Annotated in this window: 12 protein-coding genes and 1 pseudogene; 2 read left to right on the plus strand and 11 right to left on the minus strand. The window is 35.8% G+C overall.

Annotated elements, in window-relative coordinates:
• Nucleotides 1–23: 23 nt before the first annotated feature.
• The 11 genes and pseudogenes from ABIB40_RS14200 to ABIB40_RS14250 form a co-directional block, all read right to left on the minus strand.
• Nucleotides 24–1,733 carry a galactosyltransferase-related protein gene (locus ABIB40_RS14200; protein ID WP_354360045.1) on the minus strand — a complete coding sequence of 570 codons (1,710 nt, stop codon included), beginning with the start codon at nucleotides 1,731–1,733 and terminating at the stop codon, nucleotides 24–26.
• Between the two features lie 604 nt (nucleotides 1,734–2,337).
• Complete coding sequence (locus ABIB40_RS14205; RefSeq protein WP_354360046.1) at nucleotides 2,338–2,862, minus strand: hypothetical protein; 525 nt, start codon at nucleotides 2,860–2,862, stop codon at nucleotides 2,338–2,340.
• Nucleotides 2,863–2,882: 20 nt separating this feature from the next.
• On the minus strand, nucleotides 2,883–3,161 hold the full coding sequence (locus ABIB40_RS14210) for a DUF4369 domain-containing protein (protein WP_354360047.1): 279 nt from the start codon (nucleotides 3,159–3,161) through the stop codon (nucleotides 2,883–2,885).
• 1,114 nt (nucleotides 3,162–4,275) lie between these two features.
• Nucleotides 4,276–5,466, minus strand: a complete 1,191-nt coding sequence (locus tag ABIB40_RS14215; protein ID WP_354360048.1) for a redoxin domain-containing protein — start codon at nucleotides 5,464–5,466, stop codon at nucleotides 4,276–4,278.
• A gap of 430 nt (nucleotides 5,467–5,896) precedes the next feature.
• Nucleotides 5,897–7,480 (minus strand): vitamin K epoxide reductase family protein, encoded by a 1,584-nt coding sequence (locus tag ABIB40_RS14220; protein ID WP_354360049.1) that lies wholly within the window; start codon nucleotides 7,478–7,480, stop codon nucleotides 5,897–5,899.
• 575 nt (nucleotides 7,481–8,055) lie between these two features.
• Nucleotides 8,056–8,748 (minus strand): class I SAM-dependent methyltransferase, encoded by a 693-nt coding sequence (locus ABIB40_RS14225; RefSeq protein ID WP_354360050.1) that lies wholly within the window; start codon nucleotides 8,746–8,748, stop codon nucleotides 8,056–8,058.
• Nucleotides 8,749–10,506: 1,758 nt separating this feature from the next.
• Nucleotides 10,507–10,665, minus strand: a pseudogene (locus tag ABIB40_RS14230) (JAB domain-containing protein); the annotation flags it as partial.
• A gap of 190 nt (nucleotides 10,666–10,855) precedes the next feature.
• Complete coding sequence (locus ABIB40_RS14235; protein ID WP_354360051.1) at nucleotides 10,856–11,893, minus strand: DUF932 domain-containing protein; 1,038 nt, start codon at nucleotides 11,891–11,893, stop codon at nucleotides 10,856–10,858.
• A gap of 4 nt (nucleotides 11,894–11,897) precedes the next feature.
• Nucleotides 11,898–12,026, minus strand: coding sequence for a hypothetical protein (locus ABIB40_RS14240; RefSeq protein WP_354360052.1), 129 nt, complete (start codon nucleotides 12,024–12,026; stop codon nucleotides 11,898–11,900).
• Between the two features lie 60 nt (nucleotides 12,027–12,086).
• Complete coding sequence (locus ABIB40_RS14245; protein ID WP_354360053.1) at nucleotides 12,087–12,602, minus strand: hypothetical protein; 516 nt, start codon at nucleotides 12,600–12,602, stop codon at nucleotides 12,087–12,089.
• Nucleotides 12,603–13,886: 1,284 nt separating this feature from the next.
• Nucleotides 13,887–14,798: a hypothetical protein gene (locus ABIB40_RS14250; protein WP_354360054.1), complete on the minus strand. Its 912-nt coding sequence runs from the start codon at nucleotides 14,796–14,798 to the stop codon at nucleotides 13,887–13,889.
• Between the two features lie 172 nt (nucleotides 14,799–14,970).
• Between ABIB40_RS14250 and ABIB40_RS14255 the strand changes: the two genes are divergently transcribed.
• Nucleotides 14,971–16,920, plus strand: a complete 1,950-nt coding sequence (locus ABIB40_RS14255; RefSeq protein WP_354360055.1) for an AbiJ-related protein — start codon at nucleotides 14,971–14,973, stop codon at nucleotides 16,918–16,920.
• A complete protein-coding gene (locus ABIB40_RS14260) occupies nucleotides 16,917–17,759 on the plus strand; it encodes a hypothetical protein (protein WP_354360056.1) in 843 nt (280 codons plus the stop codon). Before ABIB40_RS14255 ends, ABIB40_RS14260 begins: the two co-directional genes overlap by 4 nt.
• Nucleotides 17,760–17,783 lie beyond the last annotated feature (24 nt).

Genomic DNA, 17,783 nt, shown 5'->3' on the forward strand with positions numbered 1-17,783 from the left:
TTTAAATTATTAACTAAATCCTATTAAACTGTTATCCAAGCCCATGTTTTGACATATTCTTCCAAATCGCTCCTTTTAAATTCGCAGATTTTGAGATATTCCTCCATTAGTATGATGTTATCAAGATTGCTCTGATAACCACTATTTTCTTTTCTGGAATGATGTAGATGATATAACACACCTTGTATACGCTTATATTTATGTCCTAAAATCTTCATTCTTTTAAAGCGTTCCACATCATCAGGACCCCAAGATGTAATATTTTGATTTTCTCCACCACTATTTACATAGCACATGCGATCTAAAAATATACAGCCCCCGACAGCACGTCTTGAGTAAATCGTCTGCTTATCATAATTTGAACTTAAGAACTCTTCGTCCATAATCTTAATAAACATAGCTTTTAGCAAAATATCTACACTCAAACATCGTCCATCGAACGGAAACACGATTTTATAATTACCTTGACGAAGAAGTTCTACTGATTTAACAATTTGATCGATAGGTAAAACCACATCAATATCATAGAGCGCAATAAAAGAAGTGTCACATTGTTTAATTAACTTATTATTATATTTTGTTCGATGCAATTTCGGATTTTCATCAAACTGATATATATACTTCACATCTGGATGGATCTTTTTTAAATCAATGTGCTGCTTACTATCTACCTCCATTAGTATGACATTGGTTTTAAAATTATTGCATAAATAATTGGTTACTGCAAAGGTATTTTCTAATCTATCAATAGAGTCTATGCGAACAATGATTAGAAATGAAATATCAACCAAAATTCTTCTTTGTTCCGTACAAGTTCTTTTAAATTCTGAAATAAGTTGTACCAAGGGGTAGCTACATGTGTTTTGATCGATATTTGAAAAGCTACTAAAAAATGGTGAACACGATGAAAAACTTGCCTTTCTGAAAATCTTTTCATTGTCTGACATAACACTTCCCGTATAATGCAAAATTGCTTTTGTATCCCATTCACTTACAGGGCTTGTCGCCCAGCTGAAATCCAATTGGGATGCAATTTTAAACTTCCTTTCTTCTGCAATTGCACTCCACCAAAGAACCCACATATCACTATACCATGGGCTAACAATGGATGTTGTATTACAAAAACCCTTTTTTAATTTACTCTCATTGAGAAATTCAAAAAGCTTTTCACAACTTACCTCGATTTTTTCCCAGAAATTTACAGAACAATCTTTCAATAAGTATTGTGCACCACCAGCATTTTTGTCTTGTTCTTCCACTTTTTTAGGGTCTACTTCCAAAATTCTGCACATGTCTAAAAAAAACTCATTCGATGAGTTTTGAATTATATAATTCATATTTGTATATTCTGCAGTTTCTGATGCATACCAAATATCATCGTCCAGTAGATCTGAAAAATCTGGCAACCTGCTAAAGACAATGTCCGAGTCATGGTAAAATAGAGGCTCATTTTGCAACTTTGGATACTTTTTAAAATGTTTTGCTAAAATGTGCGGACGTATTGAAGATAAATATTTCTTGGAAATCCTTGAATCCTGATATTCATTAATATTAATATCAACATATTTTTTCTTAAACTTTCGGAATTCTTGAGATGGTCCCGATTGCGGATCATAGCCTATTAATATATGGATATCATTAGCACTAATCCCTAATCTTCTGAAATTGAAAATAAGTAGTTCTAACTGCCACAAAAAATAGTATTGGTCCGGTTGAGCTGAGATGAATATCATTTTTAGGCTTAGGTTAGATTTTTAATTTTAATAGAGATTGACAATACAACTTTAAAATATTGACGTTAAAATGACCATATTTCCTTTAATCTTTTATTTGGACATCATCGAACTGCTAAAAAATACCAGCTTTTATTACTTTTATTTAATATTCCATTGTACTGATTATTATTGGAGTGCCTCATTTTTATTTATTTCCCAGACAAAATATTTTCTCTCATTACGTTTTATCCAACACTTTCCTAGTCTAGGTCAAAGGCCAAGCGATGAACGTATAAATGAGTCAAGCTTTTTCATTTCATCACTTCCGCTTCCTTCATTCCTATAAACTATCACGCCTGATCTATCTATGAGCAAAATTGTGGGAAACAAACCAATAGCAAATCTGTCACAAACCTGTTTTCCGCGCTCGTTGATAATGTCATGTGCTTCTCTCATGTTACGCCACCGCCCAATCTTTGACTTCATAACATCTTTTTCCCATAAAGATTTATCGAGGTCGGAGGAGATAGTGATTTCAAGGCCATCTTTGCCATATTTGTCTTAAAGAATTTTCAGATAGGAAAGTGCTCATGACAGGGTGGACACTATGATGCCGAAAAATTCAACAACACATATTTCCCCCCGCATATTCTTCACTATTTATCGATTTTCCACTGATATCTATTGCATTTAGCGCCGGGGCGCGACTACCTACGGCTATTTTACGTTTTCCATTAAAAGTCATTTCTACAGTTTTTCCAAGTACACTGTTTTTTACAAATTGGGGGAATTTATTGTAAAATATTTCTACAGAATCCAATGGTATCGTATGTGCATCCATCATCCTAAGTAGCAGAAAGGCACTTACAGCTGAACCGCCATTTGCTCTCAAAAATCGATAATTGTTACTTATCGAGCTTGCATAATTAGACCATCTAGAATTAAGATCGCCAAATTGATCCTGACGATCTTTTGATTTTCCCAGCAACATTTTTTTTTTATTTAGGGAGTCTATTTCTTTTAAAAACATAGGCTGCTCGGCGATTAGAGGGCGTTCCGTCTCTATAAATTTTTTATATTCGTCCTTCGTAATTGATCCTATTACCATTGCCGATGAAAACTCATCGACAGTGAGCTCTACCTGCATTGGACCAGGCTTTAGAACAATCATGATCCTATTTCGATCATCCATTGATCTTGAGGTAATTTCCCCCCTAAGTTGGCTGAGGTCGGACCATTAATATTACCCGTGAATTTAAACCTGCCTTGCTTGACATTTGCAGAATCAGTGAATCTCTTGCCAGAACTGTCAATATAACCAATTAATATCTGTTTCGATACCTTACCACTTATCTTGCCGCTCAATGCGAAGTTTCCCCCTGCCTGGAGTTGCGATGCAAACAATGGCAAGCTGAAAAACAATTGGATAAATAGAAAAAATCTCATAGTGCGCATGGTTTAAGTTTTATTGTTAAGCGCTACAAAAACCGCTCTCAGTCGGATCGTCGCTTTGAATAACGCAGTTTGGACATGAGTAATATTTACAATCTGAACTGGTATTACACGATGCGCTTGATAAGCAGTCAGATGTGCTGGTAATCGCCTCACTTCCCCCCAATACCCTTTTCAGCTGGGCTCTTGAGAGGACCTCCCGCCCCGAGAAGGTTGTTCGATTCAAAATTAGTTTTTTCATTTTACTTTAAATTAGGTCAACGGGTTATTAACGCTTAGCCTGATTCAGCGTGATGTTCGAACGCATGATCGTTATCAGCAATCTGTTTGCAACCAGCAGCCAATTTTATTATAGGCCTTGCCAAAACAAAAAGTCAAGTATTCAGTCCAATAGGTATCCTTAAGTTTCCTTACTGCCAGGCTATTTTTCCGTTTTTCTATAACTAAAGATATAAAAGCTAATGGAGTAAATCTAGACACAGCGGCTTCCAATAACGATTTTAGGGATGGACTCGTGTTCTTTTGCCGCGCACTAGACTAATTTTGGGACATAAATTATTATCACGATTCTCAGGCGGGTCTTGTTCTGTCCAAGATAACTCCCACTAGATAACACCATTTAGAGAAGGTGTCTTCACAGCTATCGGACAAAGCAGACATTACGACGTCAAACTGGGTTTTAAAGCTAGCCAGCGACTCTGGTGTTTTCCGAAGAATAATGTAAATCCAGGGTCATCAAGCGTATTGCCCGCCCAATCAGAAAAAGACCCTCATTTGCAGTAATCATAGAGTTTCATTTTAGATGTAGACGGCTTGCTATTGTTAGAAAATCCTGACTAAACCGCTGTCGATGGTATTGAAGATCAGGAATATTGGATTAAAGTCTGAACTAATGCCAAATAAGACAGGAACTCTGAATTATAAACTTTTTAGGAAAATTCGAAACAGTATATCCAAATCTTATTCTATGAAGTCGGCGCAGAAAATCCAGACGTGTAGAAAATGAATTTATAGTATTCTGTAGAGATTTTAATCCATTGATAATTATCTAAAAATTCAATTGTAAACTTGCTATTTATATTTTATTGAAAAAAACTTCACATTGCAATTAATTAAGACCCTTTGCGAGGAGGTCATCAATTTTTTTGAATTCCTCAGCTCCACCAAATCCATCTATCCTATATTCTATAACTCCTTCTTTGTCAATAACTAGCAATACGGGATAGACCCCAACAGAAAACCTGACATCCATTTTTTCTGCACCTGGAGTCGCAATATCATCCATAATTAACATATGATCCAATCTTTCAATTTTATCCTTGATGATAGCCTTCTTCCATATATTCCTATCTCGATCTGCAGAAACACTAATAATCTCCAATCCTTTTTCCTTATACTTATCATACAGTTTATTAAGATAGGGTGCTTGATCATGACACGGGCCACACCATGAGGCCCAAAAATCTAAGAGAAGATACTTTTCTCCCTGGTATTGTTCGCTAGAAATTATTTTCCCGTTAATATCCTTAGCTCGAAACTGTGGTGCAATATTGCCCATTGTCGCCGCTTTTCTGTCAGCAATTAAAGATTTCACATTTTTTCCTAAGGCACTGTCTTTTACCTTCTGTGAAAAGGAATTAAAAATGCTCACGGCAGAATCAAGGGCAATCTTCCTTGTGTCTATGAAGAAAGGCAATAAATAGGCACTTACTACGGAGCCCGGGTTTTCTAACATAAAATTAATCTTCACACTATCAGAATTATTGTTATTCTGCCTCCACTCAAATTCAGAATCAGCAACCTCCTTTTTAAGGCTACCCGTGCTTTCATTTATTTTAATTAATTTATCCAAACTATCAATACGATTAGCAATTAAACTATGCTTAACAGTATAGGGAAACTGAGATGAAATATAGATGGTATACCCCTGTTGAGTTTTTGAGCCCGTAAGCAGTACCTCACTAAATTTACCTTCCACCAATTCCATCTCCATTTTTCTAGGTTCCAAAAATATGACTGTCCTATTTGGGTCATCCATAGAACGAGTTGTGATATTCCCTATCAAATAGGCCATCGTTGCCTCAGAAATTGCACCGCTGAAGGAAAATTTACCATCCTCTATTTTGGCTCTCTCCGTATTGAATTTTTGATTCTTGTTCAGATAAGACAATGTTAAAGTCCCGGTATCTCTCCCAAGTATTTTTCCGGAAATGAAGAACCTAGATTGTTCATTCTGTTGAGAATGGGTCGCTGTCAGCACTACAAACTGAAAGACGAAAAGCAGGCATATATATTTCATCTATTAATTCTTTTGATATTCATAAACGTTAAGATAGGGTATTCCAATTAGAATACCCTATTAATGTTACAACCTTTAACTACAGGCTCCTTTTTCAGTCGCGTCTCCTCCTTGATTTGCGCAACTAGAACATCTAGAATCAGGACAATCGCTGGAATTATTGCACCTTGGACAATAAGTATGACTAGTTGTAAATGCCTCACTTCCTCCCAATACCCTTTTCAGCTGGGCCCTAGAGAGAACCTCATGCCCCGAAAAGGTTGTTCTGTTCAAAATTAATTTTTTCATTTTATTTTAAATTAGGTCAACGGGCTATTAACGCTTAGCCTGCTTCAGCGTCATGTTTGAACGCATGATCGTTATCAGCAATCTGTTTGCAACCAGCAGCCAATTTTATTGTATACCCTTGCCAAAAAAAAACGGCAAGTGTTTAGTCTAAGAGGTATCTTACATCTTCTAGACGATACGGCAAAGGGAGTTTATGGCCATTAACGAAAATTGTGGGGGTAAAGGCAATATCCACTATCTCGCACCATTGTTTTTGATTTTCTAATATGTGGCTGACATCCTTCTCGATTGTCAAGGGAAACCTGGCACTCCAAGTATCAAAGTCTTTATTGGCCTCATACCAGTCCGAGAGTGCTATCTGGGCAACTTCGCTATTTTCTATGTGAGAAAGGGAAATAATATGTCTAGCAACCTTTGTACGTGGATCTAGATCATTGTTCCCGGTTAGAAACACAACTTTGAGCTGAAGGTCATCTCTGGTGGAAAGCCATTTTTCAATAATTTTATGGGCAATACCACAGGGATTGCAGTAAGGGTTGCTGACCATGGTTATTACGTTACCACCCTCAGAATCTCCTATTGTAATCGGTTGAAGATCATCTCCCATTGGGTACCTAGGCTGGCTCTGAAGTGTGACTTGAAACAAGTTACTATCATATTTAAACCGGCTCAACTGCTGGGTTGTCGGTGTTAGTTGTGCCGCTCTATTAAAAAATGGTTTAAGAAATGCCCAGATTGCAATCGGCGCAAGAAAACTTAAGGTAAATGGGATAAAATTGTACTTAAACGTACCTAGCTGGGAGAAAGGGGCATAGCCATGGGCTAAAAAGACACTCGCCTCCAGCAATAGGAGAGCCTGAACAGTGCAACAAAGCACGCACCACGTCTTTGCCCTAACCTGATAGCTTATTGAATAAATTGTATAGGGCAAGGCCAACAAGTTGATATATGCCAGATAAACCATATTCGTCGGATCAGAAAGCAGTGCCAAAAAGCTACCCCCAAAATAAAACATCCCCACTTCGCTCCAGGTCAGCCAGCTCGTTACATTAGCCGCCTCTGATTTTAGTATTGCGTTACAGTCGTTTTTTATGCCTAAGCCGCAAAGATTTTGAATGAATGGGTTTGCGCTATTAACACTATGCATCAAAAGAACAGAACTCACAACTATCCCCGCCAACTTTAGAAAAAGTATCAAATAATAAGTGACGGGCTGATTTGGGGACATGCACATAAAAATCGTTGCCAAAAGTAAACTGGCCATTAGAGGAAGTCGTAGAGAATTAAGCCAATCTTTTAAAAGTGCGCTCCGGTAATTTTCCTCACCGCTTTCCGGCGTCGCCTCCATAAACAGGATAACCCCGTCCCACATATGATAGAATTCGTCCTGTGGAACAACAACCCCAGAGTTTTCATGATTGCTATAGGTAACGTCCCCGCCAGAAATGTCATCTACCCAGACAAACTGTCCACCTAGTGTGTTAACGTGGGCCACAAAACCACCCTCAAGTTCACTAATGTTGAAAGTTTTTTTGTCCATCTGGAAGGCTTCATTATGAACTTTCCATGAATATAAACAATCGCTATAGGCTAGTAAGCTAGGGTAATTCGGATGAAGCATCACTTCATGTTCTACCGTAAATGAACTCACTTTCACCTTAATTTTCCTTACTGCCAGATTAAGAACGAATGCAGCATTGTCTCGAATTGAGAAAGGGTTTTTCATAGCAGTGTGTCGTAGTTTGCGGATTATCGGGTAACCTCTAATTCCGGCTATTTTTTCTTTTTTCTACAACTAAGATACATAAGCTAATGAAGTAAATCTATACACAGCGGCATCAGATAACGATTTTATGGATGGACTCGTGTTCTTTTGCCGCGAACTAGACTAATTTCGGGACATAAATTATTACCAGAATTCTCAGGCGCATCTACTACCGTTTGATATAGCCCTTGGCCGTCCATAATAATCATTTTCGGAGAAAACACATAAACAACGAAATACTATTATAACTGAAAACAAATTTTAAAGCTAAGCGACAACTTGGGTAAATCTTAAAGAATGTCATGCAAGTTCGCATCATCAAACACGTTCCTCTTCCTATCAGAAAGTAGCTTTTTAAGATCTGTATATATCTAAAAACGGGAAACAGTGAAAGTACAGGAACGGTAAAATCGATTAGAAAATGAATAAAAGAGTTAGCTGTAGGTTGATTGTCGAAATACGTAAACATTTAATAAAAGATGAAGAATAATTCAATTGATAGCTTTGTAACCATAATGAAAAAGTATCCGTAAGAATCAGTTTACTATGAGGAAAGTATTTACGTAGGCATCTAAGTTAATCTGTGCTTCAAAAAAGCTATAGATTTTTTCTTTAATATCACAGTTAAATGGAGGTTTTTCAAGATAGACCCCTGAATATAGTATAACGCGGTTGTAGGAGTCAGTTTTTTTGTCTTTATTGAAAATAATTTTTTCGCCATATTTATTTGAAATCTGGTGTTCTGTCACAATTATAAATTTATAGTTGGAAAACTTGCTGATGATTTTGGTAATGGACTTGTTATCTAAATGCTGTAATACCTGACGAATTATCAGTAAATCACCGCTAACGATTTTGCCATTTACCGCATCCTTTACTTTAAAACTAATCTGCTTCGAAGGATATCGTAATTTATTGCGGTCTACTAAAGCTTTAACAACCTCATAGCCAGTATATTGGTAATGTATTTTTCCCCTATCGAGCCTAGCGAGCATTTCCCCACTTACGTAGAAGTCTCCACATCCTATTTCAACAATGCTAGAAATCCGATTGTCTCCTATAAAATCGGTTATTGCATTGACATAGCCGTCAATATGATCGTTATGGGATCCAGAACCTGAGTAGAAGTCTCCTTTATTTCCGCCCCAAACGTTTCTGGTATAAATCTCAGTAAAAATTGAAGAGTTATATAAACGTTTGTAGGGTGATTTGGTCTTTTCTGTTTTCATTAACTCTTACAATTAGTGCCGATTGATATCCAATGCAACCTCCAAAAAATTACCCTCCAGATCAACAAAATTGTAACTCCCATGTCAGCTTGGAAGAATTCGTTCAGATTCGATAAATTTTGACGATCTGGATAGAGTAATAAGCGTGAAGAATTCGGGTGGAACATCACCGCATTCCTCCCCGTAAATTCACTTACCTTAAGTGTTCTCATTCCTAATTGCTAATAAATGTGCCCTTATCAGGGATTGAGAGATGAGTTTTCATTAAAACGAATTTTAATTTACAGATTATCATTAAGTTAAATTAAGTTACCTAATTGGTTTTTTGTGGCTAAAGATATATAAGCTGACAGATCAAGTCACTATAAAATGTTTCCAAAAAAGATTTCAGGGATAGATTGATAGTTTTTTGCTACGAACTAAACTCATTTTAGGACACCAATTATTCCATTAGCGGGTAGGTATGCACTTTTTTGTTCTTGTTTGGTTTTTATAACTGCCAAAATTATACATTTATTTCTTTGACTCCAATGCATCCTTTAAAGTTGCTGAAAATAGATGTAAAAATCCTACCAAGCTTAGATTTATTCAAGTTTTAGAGATTCCAGTTGTCAGGCAAAGATAATTGACATTCTTTCCAATATCGAAGAATAAAAACTCCTAAAAGTTCCTATATCTATCTTTTAATATCATTATTTTTCTTGCCAAAAGAAGCAACAATTTTATTTTTCTCCACTGGATGATTTTTCGACTGGCCGATAGCATATTCAAATTTTTCAATATCATCGGTTCTATTTAAATCAAATTAATTGAGATATGGAGATTAGGTCCAAAGTTGAATATGAAGCTGGCAGATCAGTATTCGATATTGAAATCCTCACACCAGAAAAAATAGATAAGGTCATGTTAAAATGGCAAGTGACGCCCCCAGTTTAAATATTCTATATTTACAAGAACTAAATTTACTAGGAGATAGAAAATGAAAAACATTGTAAGTTTAGTTGGTTTACCAATAAGCATGCGGTTTTCTACGATAGGTCTGAATAGTCTTCTCGCTTGAGTTCAATTATACTCAGGTTTTCAGCAAACTTAAAAGCGTATGATAAATGCAAGAAAAAAAATTGATTCACGGGCAAGGATATCTATCTTGGAATGGATCTCCACCTAAAAAACTAGACAACTAGTCAGCATCATTGTACCACAACAGTTCTTTTTTAAATGGTTTCCAACACCTGCTGATGCAGATACGCTGGTTTCACATTTTACAGAAACTTTATCCTAACACAACGTATCATTGTGCCTATTAAGTGAGTTTTTTGGATGCAGCGTTCCTTTAAAAAAAAGTCTTAGTTGTCTGGTTGTTAACCCTGCGGATGTTCCCCAGGCAGATAAGAATTAACGGATCAAAACAGGTTCAGATGATTCCAAACGGACAGGCAGGGTATCGTAAGGTTGCCATTTGGAAAAACTAAAAAGCAACATCTGCCACTGACAGCCCGTTTTGACCAAGTAGTGGATGGCATCCCAAATAAGCTGGAGGAAATGCCTTCGATTTAAGTCATTATAGTTCAAATTCTCCTCTATACATTGACTATTGCTCAGATCGCCAGGGTAGCACCTAATTGATTCAGTTTGTTGTTATTCCATTTATTTTCCGGTTGGCGAAGCTCTTTTTTTCAACTTATCAACACATAACAAATTTATTCACCTATTTTTAAACGGGCTCCTATAATTAGCACAGAAAAGGGGTTTCCCCCTTTAAATTACACCTTCTTCTGCAAAGGAGTAATAGCCTTCGCTGGTTATTATGAGGTGGTCATGAATTCCAATATCCAAAAAGCTTGCTGCAATTTTTAATTTATGCGTCAATGCAATATCGACTTGACTTGGTTTTAGATTTCCAGACGGATGGTTGTGACTTAAAACACTCCGCTTGCATTAAGACTAAATTGTACGATAATTGATGCTTACACAACTCGCTTTATATTTTCAAAAATGTCTTCCACTCTAATCGGCCCCGCATTTTTCGCTTTTATGAAATCATAAGCAATAACGAAAAATGCGGGGCTCGCCGCGATTTTTTAAAAAAAGGGCTTTCGCCCTTCTCTCAATTATTCAGATATAAACCATGCTCATTTTTCGCAAAGCTTTGACAAAGTTTAAATGCCTGCTGGGTCTTAATTAACCCTGTACCAAATTGTATCGATTTGAATTTACTTTCATCATTCTTAAACTCCTTTACATTTTGGTAATAGCCAGTTATGGCATTGTAAGCGCCAAATAATGTCCCTTTAGTGATCGGCGTTTGTTGCGTATGACTAGAAAAAGCATATTCACACACATTAGAACAAACATTATTAAAATAAGTAGAATATTCATTTTCTTTACCATCCAGCACATTTTGCAAAACTTCTTTAGATGGTGCCATTGCTTTTTGGATTAGCTTTAATACTTCTTTATCTGTTATCCTAACTTTTGCCCAATGGTTAAAAATTTGGCTTAGTTCATCAGATAAGCTGTTTTTTATGCCCATAACTTTATGCGCTTGGCGCAATTTATCCTGTGCGCTCTGCGTGTGTCTAATTTTAATGCAGTTGGTCATATTTATTAAAGCTGCGTTTAAGGTATTGTTGCAAACAATCCTAACTGGCGTAAATGCGGCTGTAATACTTCCCGAACCGTCATGCGAGGTGGTAAGAAATAAATATTTCTCAATTAAGTCATCATATCCCACACGGATATAATCGGGCAGTTTAGCAGTAATAAAAATTCGTTCGCCTTTTCCTAAAGCCCCTGCGGTTTCGTAAAGAATACCATCTTTACCACCTATAATAGAATCAAAAAAAGTAAAAGCATCTGTATTCTGCACCACTTCATAATCAGGACCTAATTTATCGCCCAATATTTCAAGACTATCCGTTCTATAGGTAAAATAAGAAGCGTTTGAAATATCAATTTTTCCGTCGGGGAAATGATGTCGGTTAGGTAGTTTTAATACCTTGTAGTCTAATCCTGCAAATTTAATTGCTTCCGCACTTGTCGGATAATCAGATACCACTTGTCCTAAGTTGTGCCAGGCTTTTTCTTTGGTAGAAAAAAAACTGTGCTTTCCTGTTTGCTCGTTGAAATTTATGTTGTGTGCCATCGTCTTAAAATTTATACTGTTTTAAAAATTCGTCTAACTCCATTTGAAATCTTTGCGGATCGTTCTCTGCAAGTTGTTCTGTGTAACCCTCCCAAAAAATTTGGTCTGTTACTTCTATAAATACTTCAATCATTGCTATCTGCTTTTAATATGAGTGAAAAAATGCCCCGACATAACGCCGGGGCGAAGCCTTTTAGGGGCGAGGAAAAACAATATTTGCCTCTATCTCACCCAATTTTGCAAGACAAGCTGAATGAATAAATTCAGCAACTAATCTTATTAAACCTGCGGTTCGGGTTACGAATTTTCTGCCCTTATCATCGCTAATAATTAACTGGCAACCTTGAAAATGATTTGTTTCCAATTCGTCACCCTCTTCAATTAGGGCGATTTCAAAATCTTCTAATTGATTTATTCTGCTCAATAAATTAACTCTTTGAATGCTCCTGCGGTGTAAATCATCAACTACTTTTAAGGTAGCTTCAAGATTTAAGACTGGCTTAAAAAATTCCTTTGGCTTTTCAGTTTCCTTAACTTCGTTGGTTGCTTCCACCTTTTTAACTTCTGCCGTTTTCACAGCATCTTCTTTACTTTTGGCTTCAATGATTCCGTTTGAACTTTTCCCATTTAATGAAGGATTTAAAATCACTTCATCTCTTCTTTCTGTGGTGCTTTGCACGCTTCCGTTACTTTTTTCTGCTACTTTCATTTTTTTAAAATTTAAATTGTTAAAAAATCTGTTATACCAATTCGGCAAAACCGCCCATTTGGCTTTTGATAGAGGCAGAAAAATTGTGCGTTGGGCTGGTGAGGCAAGGCTTTGAGGCAAAAAAATACTACCCGCAGCTGAAAGCAAGGTGTGGAGATTTATTTGTCCAAACCCGAAGGGTACGGCCTTGCCTGCCGAAGAGGTTTAAATTTGCCTCAGCAAAAGCCAAAATGAAGTCTTATCCAATGATGGAGTTATAGCATCGCTGTTAAGTAAGGTCTAAATTTTTCTCATTAACTGACAAATGCCGAGAGAAGTGAAACGGACCGAAGCTTTTGCATAGCAGTCTTTAACTTTTCCATCAAAACTGCCTATTCCAGTGCAGACTGGAACGCAGCACCCGAAGGGCAAAAATTTCTTTGACGAAGGAAAAGTGGTTTTTGGTTTTAGATGGAAAGGTGAAATAATAAGTCTGATGAATTAATCTACTTATATCAGCTTTGTTAAAAAAGGTCTGTGGATTATTTTCATAAATGCTGAGAAAAGTGCAACGGCACGAAGCTTTTGGATAGTAGCCTTTAACCTTTCCATCAAAACTGCTTATTCCAGTACAGACTGGAACGCAGCACCCGAAGGGCAAAAATTTCTTTGAGGAACGAAAAGTGATTTTTGGTTTTCGATGGAAAGGTGGAATATTAAATCTACTGGAATGAGCAATTTATATCAGCTTTGTTAAAGAAGATCTATGGATTTTATCATAAATGCTGAGAACAGTGCAACGGAACGAAGCTTTTGGATAGCAGTCTTTAATCTTTCCATCAAAACTGCTTATTCCTGAGTAGTCTGGAACGCAGCACGCGTAGGGCAAAGATTTATTTGAGGAACGAAAAGTGATTTTTGGTTTTGGATGGAAAGGTAAAATTATAAGTCTAGTGGAATGATCGAATTATTTCAGCCTTTTTACGATAAGTCTATGCATTATTATCTTAAATGCTGAGAAAAGTGCAACGGAACGAAGCGTTTGGATGGCAGTCTTAGCCTTTCCATCAAAACTGCTCATTCCAGAGTAGTTTGGAACGCAGCACCCGAAGGGCTAAAATTTCGTTGACGAAGGAAAAGTAGTTTTTGGTTTTAGATGGAAAGCTGGAATAATAAATCTAGTGGAATGATCAACTTATTTCAGCGTTGTTAAAAAGCCTAGGATATATCTGATAATTAATAAATGTGGAAGATAGAAAAAAAGCACTATCTACATTCTCCAAATAGAAACTTAATACCTTTACATCAATCAGATAAGCTAAATACTGAAGTGAAGAATGCATTAGTTTCGGCTGCTTGTCTAGCTTTTGCTTTTAGAGCGTCCACTAAAGACATTCTCCCTTCAAGAATAAAGAAGATATCCTGCGCATCCATACCAATCAAGTTTGTTGATTTCCCACGTGCAAAGGCTTCTAAACCTTGAGTGGTGAAACCTGCATAGCTTATAAATAGTCCTCTCGACCACATGGCCTTGCCACCAACTTTTCCGCTGAATACTAATAGTTCACTTTCAGGAGATTGTCTTGATTGCCATTTTGCTTCCATTAAATAGATATCAGACCCGAGTTCAAAACTTCCATCTATTTCTTCGCCAATAATCCTAAAGGATTTTTTGGCATTCAAACCAAATATATTGAACATCTTATTTAAAAAATCTTGAAAAGCATATCCTCTTGCTTGCGCATCAAAAGATGTTAACCCAATAAATTCTTCTTTCAACTGAAGTATCTCATTTGACCCAATTTCGCTTTTTAAAGGTAGATTTGGTTTACTACTAGGTAAACTATGAAGGAATTCGCCGTTCCAAAGTTCAGGTATCTTAAAGCCTAGCTCAGCTATCTTTTGATTAACTCTCTCTATTTCTTCCCTAGTCAGAGGGGTGCCTTTGTTGCCTCTATAAATTAAAGATGTTTGAACTATACAAAGCATTAACTTACAAAAGCTACTCCTTGCCTGGCCTAGAGTATTATGTAGTAAATTTGATATTGCTGTTTTTTTACTTCCTCCTGTCCACAAGTTACCAATACCGCTTTTTACTGCGCACCCTGAGAAAGATATTGATTGATCTGCATAAGGATGGGGATTAGCGGGAAGGAAATCGTACAGGGATTGAGAAAGTTTGGATAAACTTTGAGTTTCTTTTAAACTTACTGGCATATCATCATTAAAATTAAGATAACGAAAAAGTAACGGGCAAAAAAGAAAGACTAACTTTCACCTTTACATCTAACAAACATAGTGGAAAAAAAATGTATCATTATATTTGATTTAAATCTAACATAAATCACTTAATATTAAAAAGATAAATGGACCTAACTTATAAGCTAACGTGGTAAAATTCTCCAAATCAGTACAAGTTAAAATTTTTAAATTACTATTAGGAGAATGGATAAGAATTTCTAATCAGGCTAATTTTGAAGATGGAATGAGCGTGCTAAACAGCATATGGGATTTACGAGCTATGCCTTCAGAAGACGACCGTTACAGTGACGCTTACGGAGATATAGTTCAGCATACTATTAACAACCAAGATTGGTCAGATGAACAATTATTCATTGACCGGTTAAAAATATATGATAATCAGGAGACCTTTAGAAAATTCATTGAAACCTTCCTAGAACCAAAATATTATAGTGATGAGGAACAACTAAGCTTGGTCAGCTTAGAAATTGATAATGAGTTAGCAAAAGACAAGCTCAGACTTGTAATCGAAGAATATAACGATGTTGGCTTACCAGTTCAAAAAATTTATCAACAGGAGGAAATAAATGATTTGCCTGCTGGCATTAAGAAGAATAATGTACCCTTTTACGTTTTTAAAAATGGATCTCAAGGTAACATTGAAGATAGTGAATATTTTACTTTAGATCCAAACAAGGGCTGGAACGATTATAGTGTTGTATCTGGTTTTGCGTTGGATTATTTTAGTAAAGTTAATGCAAAACAAAGAATAGGTTACCTTAAACTTATCCATAAAGAAGAAATGAAGACTTATCTGGAATTACCGGATAAGTTTTATACACTTTCTCAAGATTTCTGCTCACTCGGAACAACAGAAGACTACTATTTCAATCTACAAAAGATCCTTGGGAGCAAAAATATGATAAGCATTTTAAATGCACTCCAAGACGCTGCTTATTTTACCGAGATACACGATAGTTATGAAAAAAATTCGAATTTCACTTCCTCATTAATTCGAGATGATGAAGCCGAAAGACTTCTTAGGGAAATCAAACCCAAATTAGAAGGCCGAAGTCTAGAGGACTTATATAGTTTTTCGTATAAATTTAAACCAGCATATAGCAATGAAGAAATAAACATTGAGTTTGAACTTAACGATAAAAAACCAATATCGAATCGAATCTTTGCGATAATTGGTAAAAATGGGACGGGAAAAACGCAGTTCATGACGTCTCTACCAAATAACTTCGCTGAAGGAAATAAAGAACTATTTTCAGGAAAAATGCCCGTATTCAGCAAAATCATAGCAGTTTCATATAGTGTATTTGATAATTTTTCCATACCCAAAAAAAGTGCAATCTTTAACTATGTTTATTGCGGACTAAAAAACCAAGAAGGTGAAATAAGAAATAACAAAAGTTTAGTCCTTAGTTTTCATCATAATTGGAAACGAATCATTTCATTGGAGCGAAGTGAAAGGTGGAGAGCAGTATTGTTGAATTTTATAGACCAAAATATTGTTGATAGTTTTATCATCAAAAGAGAAATTTTTAGCATCGGAGGAGATACCTACGATGTAAATTTACAGGGCTTTAATTCAATAAAGAATAACTTGAGTTCTGGTCAAAGTATTATATTATATATTATTACAGAGGTCGTTGCAAATATCAGATTAGATTCCTTGATACTATATGATGAGCCTGAAACACATTTACATCCTAATGCAATTGTGCAATTAATGAACACGATTTACGAATTGGTAAACGAGTTTGAATCTTACTGTTTAATCGCTACTCACTCTCCTTTAATAGTTCGCGAACTGTTTTCCAAAAATGTTTATATTATGGAGCGCGATGGAAATATTCCATCCATTAGACGAATAGGCTTAGAATGCTTTGGCGAAAACCTAAGTGTTATTACTGATGAAGTATTTGGCGATAGAGAAATTCCAAAGCAGTATAAAAAAATAATTACTGAACTCGTTGATCAGGGTAAAACATATGACGAAATAGTTAAATTGTTAGAATTTGATGAATATCCCCTAAGCTTAAATGCAAGTATATTTATCAAAAATATTATAAAATATAGACTAGAATGATAAATGTTGATTCATATAATAAAAATGCCTTTGAATTTTACAAAAAAGTTTGCCAAAAAAAAAGAAACCCAGATGTAGATCCAAATTATAAAAACCGCTTGCTTGAGCTAGATGTCAATATAGGTCAATTTTTTGACAACTATGATTTAGCTTTTTCAGGAAATCTTTTAGAAAATCTTAATCCATATGGATATGTAAATCCCAACGCTGATGATCTCTGCAAACTCTACAAATATAGTAGCGCTACGTTACAGAAGCTAAAGACTATTGTAACAACCACTAAAAACGGGAGAAAAGTTCAGTGTCAGAACTGCACAATGAATGAAGTTAACTCTTTAGATCACCTTCTGCCAAAGGAGAAATTTCCCGAATTTGCTGTTAATCCTAAAAATTTATTTCCATGCTGCTCAAAATGCAATAGTTACAAAGGAGATTTATGGCGAGATAATGGAGTCAGAACCTCATTAAACCTGTACATAGATAGCTTACCACATGTACAATATTTGTTCGTAAATGTGGAAATAGGGAATTCCTATATGGAAACAGATTTTTTTCTTGATAACAAAAACGGTATTAATGAAAAACTTTATGAGCTAATCTCTAGCCACTATAACAATCTACACCTCTTAGAAAGATTTTCTGAAGCAGCAGATGATGTAATAACTTCATTCAAACATATAGTCGAATCGGCAAGAGACAAACTCACTCTATTAGAAACCAGGCATTTATCGAAAAGTATTATCGAAAAAGAAAAAACTGCTTTCGGCTCAAATTACTGGCAATCTATACTGAAACTTGCTTTGATCGACAATGATGATTTTTTAATTGAATTCGATTAATTAAAGTAAAATATTTAATGATTA

This window comes from Pedobacter sp. UYP30, from assembly GCF_040547165.1.
Classification (GTDB): domain Bacteria; phylum Bacteroidota; class Bacteroidia; order Sphingobacteriales; family Sphingobacteriaceae; genus Pedobacter.

Coding starts and splice junctions, on each gene's coding strand:
- ABIB40_RS14260 (WP_354360056.1), top strand. CDS start 16,917: ATGATAAATGTTGATTCATATAATAAAAATGCCTTTGAATTTTACAAA.
- ABIB40_RS14210 (WP_354360047.1), bottom strand. CDS start 3,161: ATGAGATTTTTTCTATTTATCCAATTGTTTTTCAGCTTGCCATTGTTT.
- ABIB40_RS14225 (WP_354360050.1), bottom strand. CDS start 8,748: ATGAAAACAGAAAAGACCAAATCACCCTACAAACGTTTATATAACTCT.
- ABIB40_RS14200 (WP_354360045.1), bottom strand. CDS start 1,733: ATGATATTCATCTCAGCTCAACCGGACCAATACTATTTTTTGTGGCAG.
- ABIB40_RS14215 (WP_354360048.1), bottom strand. CDS start 5,466: ATGAAATATATATGCCTGCTTTTCGTCTTTCAGTTTGTAGTGCTGACA.
- ABIB40_RS14220 (WP_354360049.1), bottom strand. CDS start 7,480: ATGAAAAACCCTTTCTCAATTCGAGACAATGCTGCATTCGTTCTTAAT.
- ABIB40_RS14250 (WP_354360054.1), bottom strand. CDS start 14,798: ATGCCAGTAAGTTTAAAAGAAACTCAAAGTTTATCCAAACTTTCTCAA.
- ABIB40_RS14235 (WP_354360051.1), bottom strand. CDS start 11,893: ATGGCACACAACATAAATTTCAACGAGCAAACAGGAAAGCACAGTTTT.
- ABIB40_RS14240 (WP_354360052.1), bottom strand. CDS start 12,026: ATGATTGAAGTATTTATAGAAGTAACAGACCAAATTTTTTGGGAGGGT.
- ABIB40_RS14245 (WP_354360053.1), bottom strand. CDS start 12,602: ATGAAAGTAGCAGAAAAAAGTAACGGAAGCGTGCAAAGCACCACAGAA.
- ABIB40_RS14205 (WP_354360046.1), bottom strand. CDS start 2,862: ATGCAGGTAGAGCTCACTGTCGATGAGTTTTCATCGGCAATGGTAATA.